Below are 21259 nucleotides of genomic sequence, written 5' to 3'. Positions count from 1 at the left end.
AAAGGGAGGACCCATGCGCCGCCTGTTTTACCTGTTGCCGCTGGTGGGCTTCCTGGCCCTGGTCGCGGTGTTCAAATGGGGGTTGAACCATGATCCCCGGCTGTTGCCGTCCATGCTGATCGACCGGCCGGTGCCCGAGATGTCGTTGGCGCCGCTGCCCGGCCGGCCGGCCGAATCCGGGCTGTCCACCGCCGACCTCAAGGGTCGGGTGTCCCTGGTCAACATCTATGGGTCGTGGTGCATCGCCTGTGTTCAGGAGCACCCCTATCTGATGGAACTGAAGAAGGCCGGAATCACCATTCACGGCATCGACTGGCGCGACGATCCGGTCGAGGGCGCCAAGTGGCTGAAGAAGCACGGCGACCCCTATGACCGTGTCGGCGCCGACCCGGCGCCGGGCCGCGCCGCCATCGACTTCGGCGTCACCGGCGCCCCGGAAACCTTCGTGGTCGATCGCAACGGCGTCATCCGGTACAAGCACATCGGCCCCATCACTCCCGAGGTGTGGAAGACCGTGCTGGGCCCCATCGTCCAGGAGCTGAGCAAATGAAGCGCGTTCTTTTCGCCTTGGGCCTGGGGATGCTCAGCCTTCCCGCACTGGCCGCCGACCCCTCCGAGATGCTGAAGGACCCGGCGCTGGAAACCCGTGCCGAGAACCTGGGCAAGGAACTGCGCTGTCTGGTGTGCCAAAGCGAATCCATCGAGGATTCCAACGCCGATCTGGCCAAGGATCTGCGCATCGTTGTGCGTGAACAGATTCAAAGCGGCAAAAGCGATGCCGAGGTGAAGAAATTCGTGGTCGACCGTTACGGCGATTACGTGTTGCTGCGCCCGCCGTTCAAGCCCACTACCCTGGTGTTGTGGCTGGGGCCCTTCGCCTTTTTCGGGCTGGGTCTGGTCGCGGTGTGGGCGTTCTATCGCCGTCGCGGCGCCAGTCAGAACCCGGCCGCTCCCGCGCCGTTGACCGAGGCGGAAAAGCGTCGCCTGGACGCCTTGCTGAAAGAAGAAAAATGATCTGGATCGTCTTCGCCGCCATGACCGCGGCGACCGTCGCCTTGTTGCTGTTGCCGCTGTTGCGCGCCCGCAAGCAAGAGGCGCTGTCGCGCGCCGCCTATGACCTGACGGTCTACAAGGACCAGTTGGCCGAAATCGACCGCGAGGTCGAGCGCGGCACCCTGACCGCCGACCAGGCCGAAGCCGCGCGCACCGAAATCCAGCGCCGCATCCTGGCCTTGGGCGAGGTCGGGCAGGGCGGCAAGGCGTCGCGCGGCCGGGTGTTCGCCGCAGCCGTCGCCGTGCTGGTGGTGGTGCCGGTGGTCGGTTTCGGCGCCTATGCGCTGTTGGGCCGTCCCAACCTGCCCGACCAGCCCTATTCCGCGCGGGCGGAAAAGATCAAGGAAATGCAGGATCAGGCGGCGTTGATCCAGAACATGGTGGCCAGCCTGACCGCGCGGCTGGAACAACAGCCCGAGGACGGCAAGGGCTGGGCCATGCTGGGCCGGTCGTTGCGGGTGATGGGCCAGATGGACAAGGCCACCGACGCCTATCGCAAGGCGGTGGCGCGTCTTCCCGGCGACGTTCAGGTGCGGCTGGAATTCGCCTCGCTGCTGCTGGCCGAGGTGCCGCAGGGCGGGACCTTGCCGGCGGAATTCGTCCGCGTGATGCGCGAGATCGTCGCCGTCGATCCCAAGAACCCAGACGCTCTTTATTTCAGCGGTCTGGCCGAGGTGCAGGCGGGCAACCCGAAAAAGGCCCGCGACCTGTGGACACGGCTGGTGTCGCTGCTGCCCGAGGGCAGCGACGAACGCAAGGAAGTCCAGATGCAGTTGGACGCGTTGCAGTAAGAAAAAAGGCCCCGCTTCGCGGGGCCTTTGCTTTTCGGGTCAAACCCCGAACCGGGTCTGGAATTCGCGGATTTCGCGGGTTCCCATGCCGTAAGAGGCCGCGTCGGCGATGCTGGCTTTGCCGGCCAGCAGATCGCGCAGCAAGGCGATTTCCATGCGGCTGACGCGGGCGGCCTCCAGTTGGTAGTCGCGGAAGGCCTCGGTGGTGACCGGCACCCAATCGGCCATGATCTCCAGGATCTTCTCGGCGAAGACGCGGATTTCGTACTGGGCGTGCGGGTCGGCGCGCAGCCGCAGGAAATGCATCAGGTTGTGCAGGTTGGTCTGCCAGTACATCTGGGTATAGGCCGACACCGGCAAGCCGATGCGGGCCAGTTCGCGGGCGATGCCGAAGCCGTCTTCCTCGATCGGGTTGCCGTCTTCGTCGGCGTTCAGCAGCTTGTGGTAGGTGCCGAAGCTGCGCTGCGCGTCCTCGCGCAGGAGACGCAGCACCTCGGCCGCCTGTTCCGGCGACAAGGTGTCGCCGCGCCCTTGCTTGTTGTCCTTGGACTGCACCGCCAATTGCGCCGGCTCGGGCAGGTAGAACTCGTCGGGCATGATGGAATAGCGCGCCGAATACTCGTTCAGGCTGGCGGTGCGGTGACGCACCCATTGCCGCATGACGAAGATCGGCAGCTTGACGTGCAGCTTGATGACGCAGCCCTCGAACGGGCTGGTGTGCAGGTGACGCATCAGATAGCGCAGCAAGGCGCGGTCGTCGGCCAGGCTCTTGGTGCCCTTGCCGTAGCTCATGCGCGCCATCTGCAACACCGAGACGTCGTCGCCCATGTAGTCCTTGACCGCGACGAAGCCATGGTCGAGCACCGGATGGTAGACGTTGACGTGCTGTTCCATGCCTTCGGCCACCGGCCGGAAGGTGGCGGTCTGTTCGCGCACGGGGGCGTCGGCGGGCATGGATTCGGGACGGTCTTGCTCGGCGGCCATGGGAAATCACCTGATGCGAAAAGGTGGGCCGTTATAGCATCCGCGACGTATCGCCGCCATACAGGGTCGCCGCACGTTCCTTGAAACGCAGGATCACCTTGCGCGTCGCCTCGGGCATGGCCAGACGCGCCAATCCGTGCAGGATAGGCGAACGTAGCGCCAGGGCATAGGACGCGGCCACCCGGCAGCCGCCGCCGGGCAGGGGCGCGAACCGCCATTCCAGCCGGAAATGGCGGAACGGCGCCTGGGTGGCGGTGATCTCCAGGCTGCGCGGCGGATCGGGCCGGGCGATGGTGCGGAACGTCGCGTCCACCGGCCCGGCGCCGAAATGGTTTTCCACCTGCCACATCGTGTCTTGGCGCGACACCACGCGGGCGCTTTTGCACCACGGGATGAAGTCGGGATAGCGTTCGATGTCGGCGGCCAGGGTGAACATCTGTTCCGGCGACCACAGCGGGAAATCCGCCGTCATGCGGCCGGTGACGTCGCTCATCAGCGGGTCAGGTTGCGGATGTTACGCACGAAGATGTTGAGCAGGCCACGGATGAACGGGTCCGAACGGGCCAGCTTCTCGCGGAAGGCGTCGCGGCCGATGATCACCACCGACACGTCGGTCAGCGCCTTGGCCGTGGCCATGCGCGGCTGGTCGTCCACCAAGGCCATCTCGCCGAACAGCTCGCCCTTGGTCAGCGTGGCCAGCATCAGGCCGTTCTTGCTGATCTCGATGGTGCCGTCCTGGATCAGATAGGCGCGGTCGCCGGAATCGCCTTCCTTGAAGACGTTTTGGCCGGCATAGAACACCTTGCGTTCAAGAACCCGTCCCTTTTCGAGTGCCATCCTGGCCTCCTTCCCGCTTCTGCGTGGCAACTTTAGGCACAGATCGTTCGGAAGTCACCTGTCCTGTGCATGTTGTTTCCGTGTCGCGCGGTCACGTCGACAGCGCCCCAGGCACCCGCTACACTGTTGTTCAGCGTGTGTTTTTCTTGTTCGGGTGCGATGGCTGTTCCTCCAATGACCGAAGCCGTGCGGGAGCGGCTGTTGATCCGTCTGCGTGCGTTGATGGCGCGCACTGTCGCCAATGGCTGCACTCCTGACGAAGAGATGGCGGCGGCGCGCATGGTTGGCAAGGTGGCGGCGCAACTGGATGGTGGCGCGGCCCCCGAACCGGAACCGCCGGCCAAGCCGTGGGCCCAGGCCGAGCGGGCTTCGCCCGAGTATCAGAACATCTTGGAAAAAAACACCGCCGAGACGTTGCTCAAGGCGGCGGTTCAGGAACTGGCGCTCAACCACATCAACACCGTCAGCCCGCCGCGCCGCCGTCTGGGAAGCGAACCGACCGAGCGGGTGGAAATCCACGCGCTGCTGGAGCCCCATCTCGGCATGATGCTCAGTACCGCCTCGACCCGCATGGGGCGCCAGATCCTGCGCCAGATCGTCGACGAGTTGGTCTACGAAGGCGCCTTGCCGCCCTGGCTCGACCTACCGATCGGCCGCTAGAGCAAACTGCCCTGGCGGCCGTCGTCCTTGGTCTTGTGTTTTCGGGCGGCGGGTGGCGGGCCGTGGCCGACCACCACCTCGGTCTTGCCGTCCGCGAACTCCACGCTCCAGCCGGCGCCGGCCTGGGCGTCGGCGGCCGACATCACCGCGCCCGCCGCGTCGCGGACCACGGCATAACCGCGGGTCAGGACACCCTTGTAGCTGTAGCTTTCCAGCAGCGCGGCCAGCGACTGGACGCGGGCGGCGCGGTCGTCGAGGACACGTCCCATGGCCGGGGGCAAGCGTTCGGCCATCTGTTCCAGCCTGAGCCCCGCCTTGTCGATGCGGGCCTTTTCGGCGGCGGCGGCGCTTTTCATGGCATGGTCCAGCCGTGTGGACAATTGCGTCAGGGCGTGGCCCTTCTCGCTCAGCAACTCGCGCGGATGCTTGAGCCGGGCGGCCAACCGCTCAAGGTCGGCGCCGCGCTTGTGCAAAAGGTTGGGCAAGGCCAGACGCAGGCGTTCGACCCGGTCGTCCAGCCTGAGCGCGCAATCCTCGATCACCCTTCGGGGATTGGGAAGGGCATGGGAGAGATGCTCGACCCGCACGCGGCGTTCCTCGATCCCGCGCGCCATGGACCCCACCATGCGGCCGCCGCAATCGGCCACCTGGGCCACCAGTTCGGCCCGCACCGGCACCGCCTTTTCCGCCGCCGCCGTGGGGGTGGGGGCGCGCAGATCCGAGGCGAAGTCGATCAGCGTGGTGTCGGTTTCGTGGCCGACCGCGCTGATCAGCGGGATTTTCGACGCGGCGGCGGCGCGCACCACCACTTCCTCGTTGAACGCCCACAGATCCTCGATGGACCCGCCGCCGCGCGCCACGATCAGCACGTCGGGGCGCGGCACCGGCCCGTCCAGGGGCAGTTGGTTGAAGCCATGGATGGCGTCCGCCACCTGCTGGGCGGCGCCGTCACCTTGCACCGCCACCGGCCACAGCAACACCCGGCGCGGGAAACGGTCGGCCAAACGGTGCAGGATGTCGCGGATCACCGCGCCGGTGGGCGAAGTGACGACGCCGATGACCTCCGGCAGGAAGGGGATGGGCCGTTTGCGCCCCGCGTCGAACAGCCCCTCGGCCGCCAGCTTGCGCTTGCGGTCCTCCAGAAGCTTGAGCAACGCGCCCTGGCCGGCCAGTTCCATGCGCTCGACCACCATCTGGTATTTCGACCGGCCGGGATAGGTGGTGAGCCGGCCGGTGGCCACCACCTCCATGCCGTCTTCCGGGTTCATGGCCAGCCGTCCGGCCTGACCGCGCCAGCACACCGCGTCCAGCACGGCGTCGGCATCTTTCAGCGCGAAATACAGATGGCCCGAGGAATGGCGCTTGAAGCCCGAGATTTCGCCGCGCACCCGGACATGGGCGAAGGTTTCCTCGACCGTGCGCTTCAGGCTGCCGGACAGTTCGGAAACGGTGAATTCGGGGACGTTGCTGGCGGGGCGGGCGGGGGTGTCGGTCATGGTCGGATCATGGCGCGGCGGGCCGATGATTGCAAACCCCGGCGACCATGTTAAAACCCCCGCCAAGGATTCTTCAAAGTCGGAGGGCGCGCCATGAAGGTGCTGATGGTGGGCGGCGGCGGCCGCGAACATGCGTTGTGCTGGAAGCTCAAGCAATCGCCCCTGCTGACGCAATTGTGGTGCGCGCCGGGCAACGCCGGCATCGCCGAGGTGGCCGAATGCGTCGCCATCGGTGCCGAGGACGTGGACGGTTTGGTGGCCTTCGCCCGCGACAATGCCGTCGATCTGGTCGTGGTCGGGCCCGAGGCGCCGCTGGTGCTGGGTCTGGCCGACAAGTTGAAGGCGGCGGGCATCAAGGTGTTCGGTCCGTCCGCCGCCGCCGCCGCGCTTGAAGGCTCGAAAGGCTTCATGAAGGACGTGGTGTGGAAGTCGGGCATCCCGACCGCCTGGTACGGCCGTTTCACCGACATCGACGCCGCCAAGGCCTTCATCCGCGAAAAGGGTGCCCCCATCGTGGTCAAGACCGACGGTCTGGCGGCGGGCAAGGGCGTGGTGGTCGCCATGACTCTGGACGAGGCCCTGAAGGCCGTCGATGACATGATGGGCGACAAGGTGTTCGGCGACGCCGGTTCCGAACTGGTGATCGAGGAGTTCCTGGACGGCGAGGAAATCAGCTTCTTCGCCCTGTGCGACGGCAACACCGCCATTCCCCTGGTCGGCGCCCAGGACCACAAGCGGGTGGGCGATGGCGACACCGGCCCCAACACCGGCGGCATGGGGGCCTATTCCCCCGCGCCGGTGCTGACGCCCGAGCTTCAGGCCGAGGTGATGGAACGCTGCGTCCTGCCGGCCATCCGCACCATGGCCGAGGATGGCAAGCCCTTCACCGGTGTCTTGTTCGCCGGGCTGATGATCACCAAGCAAGGCCCCAAGCTGCTGGAATACAACGTGCGTTTCGGTGACCCGGAATGTCAGGTGTTGATGGCGCGGCTGAAATCCGACCTGTTGCCGGTGCTGTTGGCCGGGGCCGAGGGCAATTTGTCGGGCGTCACCCTGGAATGGCGCGACGATTGCGCCCTGGTGGTGGTGATGGCGGCCGAGGGCTATCCCGGTTCCTATAAGAAGAACACGGTCGTTCGCGGTCTGGACGACGCCAACGTGGTCGAGGGCGTCACCGTCCTGCATGCCGGCACCGCGCGCAATTCCGAGGGCGAGGTCGTCGCCACCGGCGGCCGCGTGCTGGGCGTCACCGCCACTGGCGCCACGGTCAAGGAAGCGCGCGAACGCGCCTATCAGGCGGTGGACCGCATCCGCTGGCCCGAGGGCTTCTGCCGTCGCGATATCGCTTGGCGTGCCTTGGCGTGCGAATCCTGACCGGGCGCGCCCTTGCCCGCGACTCGTAAAGGCGCCCGCTCGCGCGCCGACATCGACCCGGCGGTGCTGGCGGCGCTCACCGCCGGCACCGCCGAGACCATGAGCCTGCCCGAGGGGCTGGCCATCGATTTCGCCGCCCTGATGGAAGCCACCTGTCCCGGCATCGACCCGGCGCCGTTGCGGGCGGCGGCGGGCGACGGTATCACCCGCCGCATGGCCTTGGCCGCGCGACTGGTGCTGGACGCACGCGGCGAGGCAGCGGTGGTCGAGTTGGCCGAGCATCCCTCGGACACCGTGCGCGGCTGGTCGGCTTATGCCATCGGCTTGTTGCCGCATCTTAGCCTTGAGGAACGGCTGATGATGATCCGGCCGCTAGCCGACGATCCGCATTTCGGCGTACGCGAATGGGCATGGCTGGGCATTCGCGCCGCCATCGTCGCCGAACCGGTCCGGGCGCTGGATATGCTGACACCGTGGACGGCCGAGGCGTCGCCCTATCTGCGCCGCTTCGCCAGCGAGGCGACGCGGCCGCGCGGTGTGTGGTGCGCCCATGTGGGGGCCCTGCGCGCCGATCCCCGCCCCGGCCTCAAGGTGTTGCAGCCGCTTTGCGCCGATCCCGACCGTTACGTCCAGGATTCGGTGGCCAACTGGCTGAACGACGCCGGCAAGGATCATCCCGACTGGGTGCGCGAGGTGTGCGCCGAGTGGTCGCAAGGCGCGGGCAAGGCCACCGCCTACATCGTCAAACGGGCAAGCCGCAATCTCTGATGCCGGTAAGGCAAAACGGCCGGGCTTTCGCCCGCCAATGGGTTTGACGCAAAACGGCCGGGCTTTCGCCCGGCCGTTCGCTCGTCGGAGTGTCCGTCAGTTTACGCGGCGGACTTCTTCTTCTTGAGAAGCTCGAGGATTTCTGCGGCGGCCTTGGGAATGTTGGTGCCCGGGCCGTAGACGGCGGCGACGCCCGCCTTGTACAGGAAGTCGTAATCCTGTTGCGGGATGACGCCGCCGGTAACCACCAGGATGTCGCCGGCGCCCTGTTTCTTCAAATCCTCGATCAGGGCGGGGACCAGGGTCTTGTGGCCGGCGGCCAGGCTCGAGGCGGCGACGATGTGCACGTCGTTCTCGACCGCTTGGCGGGCAGCCTCTTCCGGGGTCTGGAACAGCGGGCCGACGTCCACGTCGAAGCCGATGTCGGCGAACGCGGTGGCGATCACCTTGGCGCCGCGGTCGTGGCCGTCCTGGCCCATCTTGACCACCAGCATGCGCGGGCGGCGGCCTTCATCACGCGCGAAGGCGTCGATGTCGGCCTTGAGCTTGGCGAAGTTTTCGTCGTCCTTGTACACGCCGCCATAGACTCCCGAGATGGTGCGGTTGACGGCGCGGTGGCGGGTGAAGGCCTTTTCCATCGCGTCCGAGATTTCGCCGACGGTGGCCCGCGCACGGGTGGCGATCACGGCCAGTTCCAACAGGTTGCCTTCGCCGCTTTCGGCGGCCTTGGTCAGCGCGGCCAGGGCGGCGTCGACCGCCGCCTGGTCACGGGTGGCCTTGACCTGCTTGAGACGGGCGATCTGGGATTCGCGGACCTTGGTGTTGTCCACCTCCAGGATCTCGATGGGGGCTTCCTCGGCCGGCTGGTACTTGTTGACGCCGACCACCACTTCCTCGCCGCGGTCGATGCGGGCCTGACGGCGGGCGGCGGCTTCCTCGATCTTCATCTTGGGCATGCCCGACTCGACGGCCTTGGTCATGCCGCCCAGCGCCTCGACCTCCTGGATCAGCTTCCAGGCTTCCTCGGCGATGGCGTTGGTCAGGCTTTCGACATAGTACGAGCCGGCCAGCGGGTCGACCACATGCGGGATGCCGGTCTCTTCCTGGATGATCAACTGGGTGTTGCGGGCGATGCGGGCCGAGAACGGAGTCGGCAGGGCGATGGCTTCGTCCAGCGCGTTGGTGTGCAACGACTGGGTGCCGCCCAGCACCGCGGCCATGGCCTCGATGGTGGTGCGGATGACGTTGTTGTAGGCGTCCTTCTCGGTCAGCGACACGCCCGAGGTCTGGCAGTGGGTGCGCAGGGCCATGGAGGCCGGCTTCTGCGGATCGAACTGCTTGATGATGCGGGCCCACAACAGGCGGCCGGCGCGCATCTTGGCGACTTCCATGAAGAAGTTCATGCCGATCGCCCAGAAGAACGACAGGCGCCCGGCGAAGTCGTCGATCTTGAGGCCGCGGCCCAAGGCGGCGCGGACGTATTCCAGGCCGTCGGCCAGGGTGAAGGCCAGTTCCTGCACCGCCGTCGCGCCGGCTTCCTGCATGTGGTAGCCGGAGATCGAAATGGAGTTGAACTTCGGCATGTTCTTCGAGGTGTAGTCGATGATGTCCGCGATGATCCGCATGCTGGGGGCCGGCGGATAGATGTAGGTGTTGCGGACCATGAACTCCTTCAGGATGTCGTTTTGGATGGTGCCGGACAGCAGGTCCTGGCTCACACCCTGTTCCTCGGCGGCGACGATATAGCCGGCCAGCACGGGAAGAACGGCGCCGTTCATGGTCATCGAGACCGACATCTTGTCCAGCGGGATGCCGTCGAACAGGATCTTCATGTCCTCGACGGAATCGATGGCCACGCCGGCCTTGCCGACGTCGCCGACCACGCGCGGATGATCGCTGTCATAGCCGCGATGGGTGGCAAGGTCGAACGCCACCGAGATGCCCTGTTGGCCGGCGGCCAGGTTCTTGCGGTAGAAGGCGTTGGATTCCTCGGCGGTGGAGAAGCCGGCGTACTGGCGCACGGTCCACGGCCGGGCCGAGTACATGGTGGCGCGCGGCCCGCGCAGGAACGGCGGGAAACCGGGCAGGGTGTCCAGGTTCTCAAGGCCTTCCAGGTCGGCGGCGGTATAGAGAGGCTTGACCAGAATGCCTTCCGGGGTTTCCCAGTTCAGGGTGTCCGGCGACTTGCCCTTGAGGTCCTTGGACGCCAGGGCGTCCCAATCGGCAAGGGTCTTCTTGGCAAAATCGGTCATGTCCTCTCCTCCAAATTCCCCGTTTCCTCGTCCGGGAGCGCGCGAGTATAGCCAGACGCCAAGCTTTCGTCCACGAGCGCGCGCAATTTCCTTGCGCAAGATGGGCATGCGCGGTTGATGGTCACACCATTGTCATCGCCGCCAGGATTCGATCTTTGCGCCGTTGACGGCCGACCCTTGGCGGTGTTTGCCTTGGCCCAGGCATTCCACGGAGTTTCCCCATGGCTTTCCTTGACCACATCCGCGCCTGCAACACCCACGATCTGGGGCGGTTCGTGCCTTTGGTGGTGGCGGGTGTGCGCGTCGGTTGGGTACGGCGCGACCATCTGCCGTGGCTGGCCGAGTGGGGCAAGGTGTTCGAGGTGGGCGAGGACAGCGTCTGGCTGTGTCCGGCCCTGGCGACGCCCGAGGACCGGACGCAAGCGGTGGCCGAGGCTTGCGTCGGACTGGCCGAACGCCACGGCGCGCCGCGGCTCAAGGGCGAATGGTACCGGGTGGCGGCGGGATGGAACGCGCCGGTGGTGATGAACGTCGACCGCGCCCTGGTCAGCCTGTTCGGGGTGCGGGCCTATGGCATCCACGTCAACGGTGTCGTCGCGGACGTACCGGAATCCCGGCAATTGTGGATCGCGCGGCGCGCCGCCGACCGCGCGGTGGCGCCGGGCAAGCTGGACAACATGATCGCCGGGGGCCAGCCGGCGGAACTGGGCCTGATGGAAAACCTGCTGAAGGAAGCGGCCGAGGAAGCGGATGTCGGTCCCGATCTGGCCCGCACCGCGCGTCCCGTCGGCGCCATTTCCTATTGTCACGAGGACCGCTGGGGGCTCAAGCCGGACACCATGTTCTGCTTCGATTTGAGCGTGCCGGTTGGTTTCGCCCCGCGCAACACCGATGGCGAGATCGAGGATTTCCGGGTGATGGAGGTGACCGAGATCGCCGCCCTGGTGCGCGACACCGACGCCTTCAAGTTCAACGTCAATCTGGTGCTGGTCGATTTCCTGGTGCGCCACGGTTACCTGAACCCGGACGACGAACCGGATTACGTCGAGATCGTGCGTGGGTTGCGGCAGGGGGCGGCAGATTTCTAATTTTCCACCTTGTGCGACGCACAAAACGGAATATTATTACCGTAACACAGTTTTCCAGGTAAGAGGATTGCGTTTCCCATGACCGTCAAGCCGCCCAAGAAGTTCTTCGAGCCGCTGGCCATCGGTGCTCCCGCTCCCTATCGCGAGGTGCCGGTGACGCTTGAGCGCATGATCCACTTCTTCCCGCCGCATGTGGAGAAGATGCGGGCCAAGGTGCCCGAGATGGCGAAGAACGTGGACGTGCTTTTGGGCAACCTGGAAGACGCCATCCCCGCCGACGCGAAAGAGGCGGCCCGCGCCGGCTTCGTCGAGGTGGCGAAGAACGCCGACCTTGGCGGCTGTTCACTGTGGACCCGCGTCAATTGCCTGAACAGCCCGTGGTTCCTGGACGACGTCACCGAGATCGTCGCCGCCGCCGGCGACAAGGTGGACGTGATCATGCTGCCCAAGGTGGAAGGGCCGTGGGACATCCACTATCTCGACCAGTTGCTGGCCCAGCTCGAAGCCAGGCACAACGTCAAGCGCCCGATCATGATCCACGCCATCCTGGAGACGGCGCTGGGTGTGGAAAACGTCGCGGCCATCGCCCAAGCCAGTCCCCGCATGCACGGCATGAGCTTGGGCCCGGCCGATCTGGCGGCGTCGCGCGGCATGAAGACGACGCGGGTCGGCGGCGGCCATCCGTTCTATGGCGTGTTGCAGGACGCCCAGGGCGAGGCGCCGCGCACCTTGTTCCAGCAGGATCTGTGGCATTACACCGTGGCCAAGATGGTCGACGCCTGTCAGTCCGCCGGGATCAAGGCGTTCTATGGTCCGTTCGGCGATTTCTCGGATTCGGCGGCGTGCGAGGCGCAATTCCGCAACGCCTTCCTGTTGGGCTGTGCCGGCGCGTGGTCGCTGCACCCCAGCCAGATCGACATCGCCAAGGCGGTGTTCAGTCCCGACGTGAACGAAGTTCTTTTTGCCAAGAAGATTCTGGACGCCATGCCCGACGGCACCGGCGCGGTGATGATCGACGGCAAGATGCAAGATGACGCCACCTGGAAGCAGGCCAAGGTGATCGTCGACCTCGCCAAGCGCGTGGCCGCCAAGGACCCGGTCCTGGCGGAAAAATACGGCCTGTAAATTCCCCGTGCCTCAAGGGAAACCCTGGATACGGCCGCCGGGCAACCGGCGGCCGCTTTTTTTGTCTTTGGCGGCGGTGGCGGCCGTGTTTCCTTTCGGGGGCTTGTGCCCCTTGCTGGAACGTCTCGCGTCATGACCGCCATCGACCCACGGTTTCGCCCCCATCTTGTCGATCCCGCCCAATTGCCCGGTTGGCTGGGGTGGTCCCTGGATTTCTTCGGGGCCGAGGACGGACAGAACCCACATGTGGACATGACGTTGCAACTGGACGTCAGCGCCGGTTGGGTCCGCTATGGCCGCATGCGCGAAGAGGGCAAGCCGACCCCGTCGTTCTTCGCCTTCCTGACCTGGCATTTGCTGCGAGCCCTGGCCGACCATCCGTCGTTCAACCTGCGCAAGGTCGACGGCCGCTGGTATCGGCTGGACAATCCGCCGTTGTTCGTGCCGGTGGCGGTGGGGGGTGACGCCCGTTTCCAGTCCTTGGTGCTGGAGGACGTCTATGGTCAGGATTACCCGGCTTTCGCCGCCGCCTATGGCGAGCGTCTGGCCCTGGCCCGTTCGGCCACGCCCCCGCAATCCGAGCCGGAAATCTTCAGTCTGGCGCATTTCGTCGGCAACCTGCCCAACCTGCGTTTCACCGGCCTGACGCTGCATTGGCGGCCCACCCAGATGGTGGGGCAAAGCTTCTTTTATTTCGGCCAGCGCTATCAGGACGGCGGGCGCATGCTGGTTCCGCTGGCGGCGCGGCTGCACCACGCCTGCACCGATCCTTACGTGTTGGATCAGTTGCTGGCCGATTTCAGCCGACGTCTGGGAGAGGGGGTTTAGGTTTTAGTCTTTCCGTGTGTCCAGATCACTTGGTTCGGCTCATCGAGGCGGCGAAGCGGGTGATCTCCTCCGACCGACGGGCGATGTCGTCGCACGACGACACCAATTGGTCGATGAACGATGTCTCGTGTTCGGACGCCTTGAGCGAAACATTAACGGCCGCGCTGATGGCGGCGATATTGTCCTTGATGCTGGCGGTGAAGACGTTGATCTCGTCCACCGTTTGCGAAGAATGGGACGACAAGGTCCGCACTTCCTGTGCCACCACACCGAAGCCCAGCCCTAGCTGGCCGGCCCGTGCCGCCTCGATGGACGCATTCAGTCCCAGCATGCGGGTCTGGTTGGCGATGATGCGGATACCCGCCGCCACCGTGCCGATACGTTCGGCGGTGGTGCTGATGTCGAGGATGGATTCGTTCAATTCCTGCTGTGCCTGGGTGACCGAACTGCTTTCCCGTTCGATCTTGGACAAGGCGTCGCGGATCCTGGACAGATCCTCCCGGATGGCCGATGACATCCGTTCGATCAGGCTGCGTTGGTGCCATACTTGTCCGATCTTCATCGAGATCAGGAACAGAAGGTCGGCGGCGGCCTCGATCTTCTCGCGAGAGGCGTATGGAACCTTCTTCACCGCCGCCACATAGGCGTCCGGGTCGATTCCCAATTCCACGGCATAGGCGCGGAACTTGGCCTCGTCGGGTGGATTGGGCAACACCTGCCCCGCCAGGACCGAACCGATCTGTTCGTTATCGACGACGATCGGCGCGGCCATGTCCACCAAACCCGCGTGGCATTCGTAAACATAAGGCTTCCCCGTTTCCCGTGACTTTTTCCCGCCTTGCAGGTCGCAGGCGGTACAACGCCTTGCGCCCTCGGGGCTTTTGCGGGTCAGTTCCATGCAGAACTCGGTGAAGTTGCTGCCTTCCGTGACGGGTTGCTGGTTGTCGACGGTCAAGACGGCCATGCCGGTCGTCTTGGAAAAGCTATCCTGGAAATCCTGCCAGAACTCTCGCTCCATGATATCGGTCAGGCAGATGGACATGTTTCTTTCCCCCCCTCGCGCGAACGCCGCAGACCCGGAGCGATCCAGGTTCGTTGCGATCGGATGACAGCCGATCTTAAGCGGAGGAGGCCTTTTGGAAAAAGGGGGGGTGTTCGTAACGCAGCTATGCTTCCGCCACGTCGACGCCGACGTTGATGTCGTGGTGGCCGCCGCCCAGCACCACGCCGCGCAACGGGCTGACGTCGTCGTAGTCGCGGCCCCAGGCCACGGTGATGTGATCCTCGCCGGCCAGGCAGTCGTTGGTGGGGTCGATGTCCAGCCAGCCCCAGCCCGGCAGGAACACCGCCGCCCAGGCGTGGCTGGCGTCGGCCCCCACCAGCTTTTCCTTGCCCGGCGGCGGCTGCGTGCGGATGTAGCCGCTGACATAGCGCGCCGCCAGTCCCATGGCGCGCAAGGCGGCGATGGCCATGTGGGCGAAATCCTGGCACACGCCGCGCTGTTCGGCGAAGACCTGGGCCAGGGGGGTGCCGACGGTTGTCGCCTCGGGATCGAAGGCGATGTCGGCGTGGATGCGGTGCATGAGATCCAGTGCCGCCTCGACCAGCGGCCGGCCTGGGGGAAAGCTGGGCTCGGCATAGCTTCTGGCCTCGGCCAGTTGCGGCACCTGATAGGACGGAAACAGGAAATCCAGCGCCGGGGCCAGATGGGGGGCGGTGCCTTCGGCCAACTCTTGCGCCACCGTTTCCCACGGCGTGCGGTCCAGTTGCGGCAAGGGCGGCGGCGGGCTGGTTTCCACCTCGAAACTGGCGTCCACCGTCAGGCGGTCGTGGGCATCCTGGATGGTGAAGAAGGTGATGGGATTGCCGAAATAATCCAGCTTGCCGTCGTCGCGCACCGCCGGAACCGGCAGGATGTCCAGGCGTGCCCGGTCATGGCTTTGGCCGGGACAGACCCGTGGGCTGAGATGGGCCGCGTGGTGCGACAACAGCACCGCTTCGCCGTAATGGTAGGTGGTGACGTGGCGGACGCGATACCTCATGGCAGGTAGTCCAGGCTGGCGGTGGGCAGGCGCCATTGGGCGTGGGTGAAATACTGCCGGGTCAGGGTCTCGGACACGCCCCACAGACGCGAGCGGATGTTTTCCAACAGTCGTTCGGCGTCGTGGTAGCCGCCGTCGATGTCGAAACTGGACAGCACCGGAATATCGAGCGTGCGCACGATGCCGCACAGCACGGTCATCTGACGCTGTTCCGGGCGCAGGAAACCGTCGCCGCCGGCCAGCGCCGCCAGACGGTCCATGTGGTCGGACAAGGCTTCCAGTTGGAAGGCCAGCGAGCGCGGGTTGGTTTCGTCGGCCAACAGCAGGTCCATGACTCCGGCCAGACGCGGCGCCGCCAGATAGCGCGAGCGATAGGTCATGGTGCTGTCGGAAATGTCGAGCAGCAGGTCGAGCGGCACCTCGTCCTCGCCGTCGGCCCAGGACAGCGCGCCGGCCATGGTGTCGACCACGGTGATGGCGCGCTCGACCCGGCGGCCGGTGTCGAGGAACAGCCATAACGGCCCCCGCGTCATGTTCTCCATGGCCAGTCCGCTGACCGCCTCGCCGGTCAGGATGATGGTGTTGAGCTTGGCGGCGACGCCGCGCCCGTCCTCGCGGTCCAGCTTGACGATACGGTCACGCAATTGCTGAAGCGCACGCCAGGTGTCCACCGACAGCCGGTCGCGCAGATGCGCCACCACCCGGCCCAGACGTTCGCCGGTACTGGCCAAACCGCCGGTGTCCTGGTCGCCGTGATGGGCCATCAGCGCGCCGCCCAGTTTGTGCGGTTTCATGCGCTCGATCCCGGCCGGCAGCGACAGCCCCAGCTTGCCCATGACCCGCACGCCATAGGCGGCGCGGGCCTCGTCTCCCTGGTCCAGCGCTTCCTCGATCTGCGAGACGGCGGCACGCAGCTTGCGCGTCATGATCTCGCACCGTTCCACGTAACGGCCCAGCCAGAACATGTTGTCGGCGACGCGCGACGGCAGGTCGCGGTTGCCACGGGTCAGACGGACCGGCGCGGCCGCCGCGCGCGGTGCCGTCTGGGCGGTGGTGGCGGCGTCGGACAGAACCCACACGTCCTTGCTGCCGCCGCCGCCGCTTTGCAGCCGCGCCGCCAACAGGTCGCGGGCCGGCGAGACGCGGGCCAGTCCGCCGGGCATCACCGTCCAGCCGTCCTCGGTCGCCATGGCGAACAGACGGATCACCATGTGCTGGGATTCCAGCCCGCCTTCGGTCCACACCGGCACGGTGGATATGGCGGCCATTTCCTGGGCCACCCAGTCCCAGGGGCGGGTGCGGATGGCGGCGATCAGATCCTGGCGCTGTGGGGTGTCCAGGCCGGCGCCGACCACCGGTCGGGTGCGGTTGTGAAAGGCCGGGCGCAGCACCAGCCGCTCCAGGTTGTCCAATACGGTCTCGCGTTCCGCGTCCTGGCCGCACCACCACGACGGCACCGATGGAAACAGCAGGTCCTGGCCCAGGAAGGCGTGGGCGATGCCGGGCAGGAACGGCATGATGGCGCTGCCGTCCAACAGGCCGCTGCCCAGGGTGTTGACCACGGCGACGGTACCGGTGCGCGCCGCCTGGACCAGACCGGCGACGCCCAGGGTGGAATCGCCGCGTAATTCCAAGGGATCGCACCATTCGCCGGTGGTGCGGCGGACGATGACGTCCACCTGTTGCAGGCCGGTCAGGGTCTTCAGGAAAACCTTGTTGTCGCGAACCGTCAGATCCTCGCCCTGGACCAGGGTCAGGCCAAGGTGGCGGGCCAGGAAGGCGTGTTCGAAATAGGTCTCGTTGTAGGGGCCGGGCGTCATCAGCACGATGCGCGGGTCGTCGTTGCGCCGTGGGCTCAGGGCGCGCAGCGTGGCGCGCATGGTGTCGAAGAAGGGACCCAGCCGCCGCACCGGCATGGCGCGGAAGAATTCCGGCAGCACGCGGCTGACGATGGTGCGGTTTTCCAGCGCGTAGCCGGTTCCCGCAGGGACCTCGGTCCGGTCGGCGACCACCTGCCAGCCGCCGTCCGGGGTGCGCGCCAGTTCCACCGCGTAGGTGTCGAGGAAACGGCCCTGTGGCGGCCGGGTGCCGGCCAGGGGGCGCAGGAAGTTGGGATTGGCGTGCAGAAGCGATGGCGGGATCAGCCGTTCGCGGATCAGCCGGCGCTGGCCGTAAAGGTCGGCGATCACCGCTTCCAGAAGGCTGGCGCGCTGGATCACCGCGCGCTCGATTCCCGCCCATTCCCCGGCCGACAGGATGACCGGCAGGGGATCAAGCTGCCACGGCCGTTCCAGTCCCGCCGGATCACCATAGACGTTGTAGGTGACGCCGTTTTCCTGAAGCAATGTCTGGCCGAATTCCCACCGCCGCGCCAGATCGGCGGGCGACAGGGCGGCGAAGGAGGTGGCGAAGGCCTGCCAATGGGCACGGACGGACCCGTCCTCGGCCATCATCTCGTCCAGGCCCTGCTCGGTGGGGCGATAGAACGCCGGTATGGTCAGCTCCTCGGTCAGCACGCGACAGGGTCCTATTGTAGCCGCAGGTCCAGGGTGTTGGGATAGTCTGGATGCACCCTGGCCGGCTGAAGCGTCAATGCCCCATGTGCGTGGCCGAAGGCGAAGAAGCGGGCGCGTCGCCGGGCCTCGGCCTCGTAGGAGTTGACGGGGAAGGTATCATAACTGCGCCCGCCGGGATGGGCGACGTGATAGGTGCAGCCGCCGACGCTGATTCCGGTCCAGGAATCGACAAGGTCGAACACCAGCGGCGAATGGACGCCGATGGTGGGATGCAGGCAAGACGCCGGCCCCCACGCGCGATAGCGCACGCCGCCCACTCCTTCGCCCGCCGTGCCGGTGGCGGCCAGCGGCACCGGAACACGGTTGCAGGTCAACACATAGCGGTTTCCGGCCTGGTTGCAGAGCTTGACCTGAAGCCGTTCGACCGAGGAATCCACATAGCGCACGGTGCCGCCGGCGCCCGGCTCCTCGCCCAGGACGTGCCATGGTTCCAGCGCGTTGCGCAGTTCAAGCCGCATGCCGGCGTGGAACACCTCGCCCACCAGCGGGAAGCGGAATTCCAAATGTGGGGCGAACCAGGCCGGGTCGAAACGGATGCCGCCCAGGGCCAGCCATTCCAGGACCTCGTTGAAATCCTGTTCCAGCCAGTGCGGCAACATGAAGCGGTCGCGAAGCGCCGACCCGAACCGCACCACCGGCTGGGTGTAGGGCTGGTCCCAGAACCGGGCGATCAGCGCACGCAGCAGCAATTGCTGCACCAGGCTCATGCGGGCATGGGGCGGCATCTCGAAGGCGCGGAACTCCACCAGTCCCAGCCGTCCGGTGGGGCCGTCGGGAGAGTAAAGCTTGTCGATGCTGATTTCGGTGCGGTGGGTGTTGCCGGTGACGTCCACCAAGACGTTGCGCAGCACCCGGTCCACCACCCATGGCGGACAGTCGCGGCCCTTGGGCGGCAATTGGGAAAGCGCGATCTCCATTTCGTAAAGGAAATCGTCGCGGCCTTCGTCCACGCGCGGGTGCTGGCTGGTCGGGCCGATGAACAGGCCCGAGAACAGATAGGACAGGCTGGGGTGGTTCTGCCAGAAACGGATCAGGCTGCCCAACAGATCGGGGCGGCGCAGGAATGGGCTGTCATAGGGCGTTGCGCCGCCCAACACCATGTGGTTGCCGCCGCCGGTGCCGACGTGGCGGCCATCGACCATGAATTTTTCCGTGCCCAGCCGGCACTGGTGCGCCTCTTCATAGAGGGCCTGGGTGTCGTGCACCAGACGGCGCCACGATTCCACCGGCTGCACGTTGACCTCGATGACGCCGGGATCGGGGGTGACCTTCAGCACCTTGAGCCGGTGGTCATGAGGCGGTGGGTATCCCTCGATCCGGGCCGGGCTGTTGGTCTGGCGCGCCGCGTTCTCGACGGCGGTGACCAGATCCAGATATTGCTCGGCGCTTTCCACCGGCGGCAGGAACACGTTGATGTGGCCGTCCCGCGGCTGCACCGCCAAGGCGGTGCGCACGCCGTCCGACACCAGTCCCTTCGGCGTCTGGCGCGGGCGCAGGGCAATGCCCGGCACCTGCGCGACCTGTGTCGCCGCCGCCTCGCCGCCGCCGGGGACGCGGGCCGTCATCATGCGGTGACGCTCCGGTAGCGGTGGCCGTGGCTCCATGGGGTCGCGTTCGGAATGGTAGGGATAGTCGTCGGCCGAGATGTAAGGCAGGGAATCGAGCGGCAGGCGGAAGCCCAGGGGCGAATCGCCGGGCAGCACCAACAGCCGGCCGTCGCGGGTCGGCCAGGGGCCGGTGAGCCAGCGATGGCCGTCTTGGGCCTGCCACGGTTGCAGGGGCAACACCATGCCGACCGGCGTGCCCAGCCCTTGCCGGAACACGCGGACCAGCCGCTCCCGTTCCTCGGGGTCGGCAAGGCGCGAATCCTCGGGATCGACGTTTATCGGCAAGGATTGTTCGCGCAACAGGTAATGCACCGGGTCCTCGTAGGCCGGGTGCGCATAGGCCGGATCGACGCCCAGGTTCTCCGCCAGGGCGGCGGTGAAGCGCCGTGCCGTTTCCACGTCGGGATGATGGTCCAGTTCTTCGGTGGCGATCAGGGCCGGATCGCCCCACACCGGTTCTCCGTCCTCGCGCCAGATCAGGGAAAAAGCCCAGCGCGGCAGGCTTTCGCCCGGATACCACTTGCCCTGGCCATAGGTGATCAGCGCGCCCGGCGCGAAGCGGTCGCGCAACCGGCGGATCAACTGGTCGGCATAGGCGCGTTTGGTCGGCCCCACCGCCGAGACGTTCCATTCCTCGGCGTCCATGTCCAGCGCCGAGACGAAGGTCGGCTCGCCGCCTTGGGTCAGCCGCACGTCACCGGTCGTCAGCCGCTGGTCCACCGCGTCGCCCAGGGCCAGGATGTCGGCCCATTGTTCCTCGGTATAGGGCTTGGTGACGCGCGGGGTCTCCTCGACGCGGATGACCTCCATGTGGTGTTCGAAGCCGACCTCGCACGGGTCCACCGCGCCGGTGATCGGGGCGGCGCTGGACGGGTCGGGACTGGCGGCCAGCGGGATGTGGCCTTCCCCGGTCAACAGGCCGGAGGTGGGGTCAAGGCCGATCCAGCCGGCGCCGGGCAGGTAGACCTCGGTCCAGGCATGCAGGTCGGTGAAATCGACCTCGGCGCCCACCGGTCCTTCCAGTGCCTTGACGTCGGGCACCAACTGGATCAGGTAGCCGGACACGAAACGCGCGGCCAGTCCCAGATGGCGCAGCACCTGCACCAGTAACCAAGCGCTGTCGCGGCACGACCCCGAGCGCAGCGACAACGTTTCCTCGGGCGTCTGCACCCCCGGTTCCATGCGGATGGTGTAGGAAATCTCTTGTTGCAGGCGCTGGTTCAGCGCCACCAGGAAGTTGGTGGTCTGGGCCGGCGGGTCGAGCGGGATGGTCGCCAGGAAGGCGCTCAACAGCGGCCCGGCCTCTTCGCGCAACAGGAACGGCTTGAGCTCGTGGTCCAGCGCCGGATCGTACTGAAAGGGGAAATGCTCGGCCGCCGGCTCCAGGAAGAAATCGAACGGGTTGACCACCGACATGTCGGCCACCAGATCGACGTCCACCACGAATTGGGTGGTTTTGTCCGGGAACACCAGACGCGCCAGCCAGTTGCTCTGGGGGTCCTGTTGCCAGTTGATGAAATGGGGCTTGGGCTCGACGTCCAGCGAATAGGACAGAACCGGTGTGCGGGCATGCGGCGCCGGGCGAAGGCGCACCACCTGTGGCGACAGGTTGACGGGGCGGTCATAGGTGTAACGGGTGGTGTGACGCAGCTTGACGCGGATACCCATGCTTTCCCCGGGAACGGTTCGATCAAGGGAAACAGGCTAGCACATCCTTCGGGAGTGGCTCAAAGAATGTGCACGAATGGCGGTGCATATTTTTTAGACACGGCACTGTT

At 66.2% G+C, this 21259-nt stretch carries 18 protein-coding genes; 9 read left to right on the top strand and 9 right to left on the bottom strand.

Annotation, left to right across the window (positions count from 1 at the left end; all coding sequences use genetic code 11):
* Positions 1–13: 13 nt before the first annotated feature.
* From G4223_RS19140 to ccmI, 3 genes are read left to right on the top strand one after another with little or no spacing between them, the layout of a single operon-like run.
* Entirely contained in the window at positions 14–550 is a 537-nt protein-coding gene (locus G4223_RS19140) for a DsbE family thiol:disulfide interchange protein (protein WP_163683052.1), read from the top strand.
* Positions 547–1014, top strand: coding sequence for a cytochrome c-type biogenesis protein (locus G4223_RS19135; protein WP_163683050.1), 468 nt, complete (start codon positions 547–549; stop codon positions 1012–1014). The genes G4223_RS19140 and G4223_RS19135 overlap by 4 nt, the downstream gene beginning before the upstream one ends.
* Complete coding sequence (gene ccmI / locus G4223_RS19130) at positions 1011–1844, top strand: c-type cytochrome biogenesis protein CcmI (protein ID WP_163683048.1); 834 nt, start codon at positions 1011–1013, stop codon at positions 1842–1844. The genes G4223_RS19135 and ccmI overlap by 4 nt, the downstream gene beginning before the upstream one ends.
* A gap of 39 nt (positions 1845–1883) precedes the next feature.
* Here ccmI and thyX read toward each other — a convergent pair whose 3' ends face one another.
* The 3 genes from thyX to G4223_RS19115 are packed head-to-tail and all read right to left on the bottom strand — an operon-like array spanning position 1884 to position 3665.
* The gene (gene thyX / locus G4223_RS19125) at positions 1884–2828 is read right to left on the bottom strand and encodes an FAD-dependent thymidylate synthase (RefSeq protein ID WP_241004231.1); all 945 of its coding nucleotides are present in this window, start codon (positions 2826–2828) and stop codon (positions 1884–1886) included.
* Between the two features lie 31 nt (positions 2829–2859).
* Entirely contained in the window at positions 2860–3321 is a 462-nt protein-coding gene (locus G4223_RS19120; protein ID WP_241004230.1) for a type II toxin-antitoxin system RatA family toxin, read from the bottom strand.
* Complete coding sequence (locus tag G4223_RS19115) at positions 3321–3665, bottom strand: cyclic nucleotide-binding domain-containing protein (protein WP_163683046.1); 345 nt, start codon at positions 3663–3665, stop codon at positions 3321–3323. The genes G4223_RS19120 and G4223_RS19115 overlap by 1 nt, the downstream gene beginning before the upstream one ends.
* Before the next feature lie 174 nt (positions 3666–3839).
* On the opposite strand from G4223_RS19115, the gene G4223_RS19110 reads away from it, so the two are divergent.
* Complete coding sequence (locus G4223_RS19110) at positions 3840–4325, top strand: hypothetical protein (protein ID WP_163683044.1); 486 nt, start codon at positions 3840–3842, stop codon at positions 4323–4325.
* On the opposite strand, the gene xseA is transcribed toward G4223_RS19110, so the two are convergent.
* Entirely contained in the window at positions 4322–5821 is a 1500-nt protein-coding gene (gene xseA / locus G4223_RS19105; protein WP_163683042.1) for an exodeoxyribonuclease VII large subunit, read from the bottom strand. The genes G4223_RS19110 and xseA overlap by 4 nt on opposite strands.
* A gap of 93 nt (positions 5822–5914) precedes the next feature.
* On the opposite strand from xseA, the gene purD reads away from it, so the two are divergent.
* Positions 5915–7195: a phosphoribosylamine--glycine ligase gene (gene purD / locus G4223_RS19100; protein WP_163683041.1), complete on the top strand. Its 1281-nt coding sequence runs from the start codon at positions 5915–5917 to the stop codon at positions 7193–7195.
* A 12-nt stretch (positions 7196–7207) separates the two neighbouring features.
* On the top strand, positions 7208–7963 hold the full coding sequence (locus G4223_RS19095) for a DNA alkylation repair protein (protein ID WP_241004229.1): 756 nt from the start codon (positions 7208–7210) through the stop codon (positions 7961–7963).
* Positions 7964–8064: 101 nt separating this feature from the next.
* On the opposite strand, the gene scpA is transcribed toward G4223_RS19095, so the two are convergent.
* Positions 8065–10215, bottom strand: coding sequence for a methylmalonyl-CoA mutase (gene scpA, locus G4223_RS19090; protein ID WP_163683039.1), 2151 nt, complete (start codon positions 10213–10215; stop codon positions 8065–8067).
* A gap of 221 nt (positions 10216–10436) precedes the next feature.
* Between scpA and G4223_RS19085 the strand changes: the two genes are divergently transcribed.
* The 3 genes from G4223_RS19085 to G4223_RS19075 all read left to right on the top strand — a co-directional run bounded on the left by G4223_RS19085 (position 10437) and on the right by G4223_RS19075 (position 13256).
* Positions 10437–11303: a DUF4743 domain-containing protein gene (locus tag G4223_RS19085; protein ID WP_163683037.1), complete on the top strand. Its 867-nt coding sequence runs from the start codon at positions 10437–10439 to the stop codon at positions 11301–11303.
* Positions 11304–11381: 78 nt separating this feature from the next.
* Positions 11382–12428 (top strand): HpcH/HpaI aldolase/citrate lyase family protein, encoded by a 1047-nt coding sequence (locus G4223_RS19080; protein ID WP_163683035.1) that lies wholly within the window; start codon positions 11382–11384, stop codon positions 12426–12428.
* 132 nt (positions 12429–12560) lie between these two features.
* Positions 12561–13256, top strand: coding sequence for a CatA-like O-acetyltransferase (locus G4223_RS19075; RefSeq protein WP_163683033.1), 696 nt, complete (start codon positions 12561–12563; stop codon positions 13254–13256).
* 25 nt (positions 13257–13281) lie between these two features.
* Here G4223_RS19075 and G4223_RS19070 read toward each other — a convergent pair whose 3' ends face one another.
* The 4 genes from G4223_RS19070 to G4223_RS19055 all read right to left on the bottom strand — a co-directional run bounded on the left by G4223_RS19070 (position 13282) and on the right by G4223_RS19055 (position 21149).
* Positions 13282–14298, bottom strand: coding sequence for a PocR ligand-binding domain-containing protein (locus G4223_RS19070; protein WP_163683032.1), 1017 nt, complete (start codon positions 14296–14298; stop codon positions 13282–13284).
* Between the two features lie 124 nt (positions 14299–14422).
* Positions 14423–15298 (bottom strand): transglutaminase family protein, encoded by an 876-nt coding sequence (locus G4223_RS19065; protein ID WP_163683030.1) that lies wholly within the window; start codon positions 15296–15298, stop codon positions 14423–14425.
* A complete protein-coding gene (locus G4223_RS19060; RefSeq protein ID WP_338086936.1) occupies positions 15295–17814 on the bottom strand; it encodes a circularly permuted type 2 ATP-grasp protein in 2520 nt (839 codons plus the stop codon). The genes G4223_RS19065 and G4223_RS19060 overlap by 4 nt, the downstream gene beginning before the upstream one ends.
* 11 nt (positions 17815–17825) lie before the next feature.
* Complete coding sequence (locus tag G4223_RS19055) at positions 17826–21149, bottom strand: transglutaminase family protein (RefSeq protein ID WP_163683028.1); 3324 nt, start codon at positions 21147–21149, stop codon at positions 17826–17828.
* Positions 21150–21259: the final 110 nt, after the last annotated feature.

This window comes from Magnetospirillum aberrantis SpK, from assembly GCF_011022235.1.
Taxonomy (GTDB): domain Bacteria; phylum Pseudomonadota; class Alphaproteobacteria; order Rhodospirillales; family Magnetospirillaceae; genus Magnetospirillum; species Magnetospirillum aberrantis.
This window is presented reverse-complemented; position numbering and strand designations above follow the sequence as displayed.

Bases quoted from the DNA above. Each gene is read 5' to 3' on its own strand.
- G4223_RS19140 (WP_163683052.1), top strand. From the start codon at position 14: ATGCGCCGCCTGTTTTACCTGTTGCCGCTGGTGGGCTTCCTGGCCCTG.
- G4223_RS19135 (WP_163683050.1), top strand. From the start codon at position 547: ATGAAGCGCGTTCTTTTCGCCTTGGGCCTGGGGATGCTCAGCCTTCCC.
- ccmI (WP_163683048.1), top strand. From the start codon at position 1,011: ATGATCTGGATCGTCTTCGCCGCCATGACCGCGGCGACCGTCGCCTTG.
- thyX (WP_241004231.1), bottom strand. From the start codon at position 2,828: ATGGCCGCCGAGCAAGACCGTCCCGAATCCATGCCCGCCGACGCCCCC.
- G4223_RS19120 (WP_241004230.1), bottom strand. From the start codon at position 3,321: ATGAGCGACGTCACCGGCCGCATGACGGCGGATTTCCCGCTGTGGTCG.
- G4223_RS19115 (WP_163683046.1), bottom strand. From the start codon at position 3,665: ATGGCACTCGAAAAGGGACGGGTTCTTGAACGCAAGGTGTTCTATGCC.
- G4223_RS19110 (WP_163683044.1), top strand. From the start codon at position 3,840: ATGACCGAAGCCGTGCGGGAGCGGCTGTTGATCCGTCTGCGTGCGTTG.
- xseA (WP_163683042.1), bottom strand. From the start codon at position 5,821: ATGACCGACACCCCCGCCCGCCCCGCCAGCAACGTCCCCGAATTCACC.
- purD (WP_163683041.1), top strand. From the start codon at position 5,915: ATGAAGGTGCTGATGGTGGGCGGCGGCGGCCGCGAACATGCGTTGTGC.
- scpA (WP_163683039.1), bottom strand. From the start codon at position 10,215: ATGACCGATTTTGCCAAGAAGACCCTTGCCGATTGGGACGCCCTGGCG.
- G4223_RS19085 (WP_163683037.1), top strand. From the start codon at position 10,437: ATGGCTTTCCTTGACCACATCCGCGCCTGCAACACCCACGATCTGGGG.
- G4223_RS19080 (WP_163683035.1), top strand. From the start codon at position 11,382: ATGACCGTCAAGCCGCCCAAGAAGTTCTTCGAGCCGCTGGCCATCGGT.
- G4223_RS19075 (WP_163683033.1), top strand. From the start codon at position 12,561: ATGACCGCCATCGACCCACGGTTTCGCCCCCATCTTGTCGATCCCGCC.
- G4223_RS19070 (WP_163683032.1), bottom strand. From the start codon at position 14,298: ATGTCCATCTGCCTGACCGATATCATGGAGCGAGAGTTCTGGCAGGAT.
- G4223_RS19065 (WP_163683030.1), bottom strand. From the start codon at position 15,298: ATGAGGTATCGCGTCCGCCACGTCACCACCTACCATTACGGCGAAGCG.
- G4223_RS19055 (WP_163683028.1), bottom strand. From the start codon at position 21,149: ATGGGTATCCGCGTCAAGCTGCGTCACACCACCCGTTACACCTATGAC.